Source organism: Collinsella aerofaciens, from assembly GCF_015553355.1.
In the GTDB taxonomy this organism is placed as follows: domain Bacteria; phylum Actinomycetota; class Coriobacteriia; order Coriobacteriales; family Coriobacteriaceae; genus Collinsella; species Collinsella aerofaciens_V.
Genome location: NZ_JADNGN010000005.1, coordinates 1 through 2273, shown reverse-complemented (window position 1 = coordinate 2273; position 2273 = coordinate 1). Strand labels below are relative to the sequence as shown.

The 2273-nt window shown below is 61.2% G+C and carries 2 protein-coding genes; one reads left to right on the top strand and one right to left on the bottom strand.

All coding sequences use genetic code 11. The features are described from left to right. Positions 1 to 155: 155 nt before the first annotated feature. Positions 156 to 1478 (bottom strand): L-cysteine desulfidase family protein, encoded by a 1323-nt coding sequence (locus tag I2D57_RS02355; RefSeq protein ID WP_195361332.1) that lies wholly within the window; start codon positions 1476 to 1478, stop codon positions 156 to 158. Between the two features lie 273 nt (positions 1479 to 1751). Here I2D57_RS02355 and rpiB point away from each other — a divergent pair, with 273 nt between their 5' ends. Then, on the top strand, positions 1752 to 2219 hold the full coding sequence (rpiB, locus tag I2D57_RS02350) for a ribose 5-phosphate isomerase B (RefSeq protein WP_006234151.1): 468 nt from the start codon (positions 1752 to 1754) through the stop codon (positions 2217 to 2219). Positions 2220 to 2273 lie beyond the last annotated feature (54 nt).

The following is a 2273-nucleotide window of genomic DNA, read 5'->3' as shown; positions in this document are numbered from 1 at the left end:
TAGCGGCGCTTGTTGTCGCGACCGTCCTCGAGCGCATCAAGCGCGAGAACGACCTGGTGACATACCGCGAGATCCTCGCTGTCCGCAATGCAGGCAGGTGCTTTACGGCCACAAGCGCGATAGTTTCAACAACAAGATGCAGTGCCCCAGAGCCCCTAGCAGTCGACGATGGTCTTGCCGATCATGATGTTGAGGATCTCGACGTCGGTGTCCTTCATGCCTACGCGGCCTACGTAGCCCATACTGGCGATTGTCTGCTCAACGGTATCTTGGATCAGGCCCTCGCCGGCGCGGAAGCCGCGACCCTGCATGGCCATATCATGGCCCAGAATCGCCGCATCGACGGCAGCCGAGATCTTGGCGGCACAGCTCGCCTTGGCGCCGTCGCACACGATGCCGCCCACGTTACCGAGCGTATTCGAGACCGTCGCGCCAATCTGCTCGCGCGTGCCACCGCACAGCCAGGTAATCGCGGCGCCGGCGCCGCACGCGGCGCAAATAGCACCGCAAAACGCTGAGAGCGCACCAATATAGCTCTTGATATGCACGGCGATAAGATCGGACAGCATCACGGCGCGCACCAGGCGCTCGTGGTCGCAGCGCAGGTACTCGGCATACTCCATGACGGGCAATGCGCAAGTAATGCCCTGATTGCCCGAGCCGCACACAATGGCGACCGGCAGCGCGCAGCCGTTCATGCGGGCGTCGGACCCGGCGGCCGCACGGGCACGGGCACGGCAGGCGACGTCATCGGCACGAGCACCTAGCAGCGTACGACCCACCTCGGCGCCCCAAGCGTGTGCAAGGCCCTCGGCACTGATCGCGCCATTCAGCTCAATCTGACGTTCAACGGCTGCGCGGGCGTCCTCAATGTCGCCGTCCTCGATAAAGTCGATGATGGACTCAATCGACATGGGCGTGTCGGCGTTATCTGCCGCCCGCTCGGCCACGACGCGCTCGGCGCAGGCGGCGCACTCCCCCGCCGACTTGCCGCATACCGGAATACCGTCGAGGGTATGGCACGTGACATTGGTGTGGTGATCGGTAATCTCGACGACCGCGGTATGGCCCCCGGCCGTGGCAGTCACCTTGATGTAGAGGTTGGGCACACCCTCGACAAGAGACACATCGCAGTAGCCGGCGTCGGCGAGGAGCTCGGCCACGCGAGCACGGTCCTCATCGTCAACGCTCTCGAGCACCTCGAGCGCGCTCTTGGCGTCGCCGGCCACGGCACCCAGCACGGCCGCGGCCTCAATACCGTGCATACCACCCGAGTTGGGCACGGTCACGCTCTTGACGTTCTTGATGATGTTGCCCGAGCAGGCAACATCCATATGATCGGGTTCGCAACCGAGCGTCTGACTCGCCAACGCAGCTGCATAGGCAACGGCAATGGGCTCGGTGCAGCCGAGTGCACAGACAAGCTCGCGGTTCAAAACGTCGCAAAAAGCGGCATCACGGATGGAATCAGTAGGCATAGGTATCTCCTGTATATATATCGAACTGGACTCTCGATAATAGTTAACTCTATTTATTTGATAACAATGCATCAAAAACCGCAACCATGGTTCCGGCGGACGGCATTCAAGCACAAACTGACAGCATTCATTCATGAGAAGCCGGTCTTGTAGCCTGCTAAAGCGTTTGACCAAAAAACGCCCGAGCGTTTACGCAAAAGTCGCGCTATCATGCAGTCGAACGCGGTAAACACCTTTAGCATTTGCGCCGCACAGACCAGAGAGGAACCATCCATGAAGATCGGTATCGGTAACGACCACGCCGCCGTCGAGCTCAAGAACATCATCTCCGAGCACCTGAAGGAGCGCGGCTGCGAGGTCGTGAACTTTGGCACCGACACCTCCGAGAGCTTTGACTACCCCATCGCCGGCTACAAGGTGGGTAAGGCCGTTGCCAACGGCGACGTCGACCTGGGCATCCTGATCTGCGGCACCGGCGTCGGTATCAGCCTGGCTGCCAACAAGGTAGAGGGCGTGCGCGCCGTCGTGTGCTCCGAGCCCTTCAGCGCCAAGCTCTCCCGCATGCACAACAACACCAACGTGCTCGCCTTTGGCGCCCGCGTCGTGGGCTCCGAGCTCGCCAAGATGATTGTCGACGAGTGGCTCGACGCCGAGTTTGAGGGCGGTCGTCACGAGCGTCGCGTTAACCTCCTCAACGAGATCGACCACACGCGCGGCCTCAAGGTCGTCGACGAGGCCTAAACTACTCAGTGCCACAAGCTAACAGCAGGGGCCCGCTCGGAATTCATGTCCGAG

What these genes read in the sequence shown, in the direction of transcription:
- I2D57_RS02355 (WP_195361332.1), bottom strand. Translation starts at nt 1,478, where the DNA reads ATGCCTACTGATTCCATCCGTGATGCCGCTTTTTGCGACGTTTTGAAC.
- rpiB (WP_006234151.1), top strand. Translation starts at nt 1,752, where the DNA reads ATGAAGATCGGTATCGGTAACGACCACGCCGCCGTCGAGCTCAAGAAC.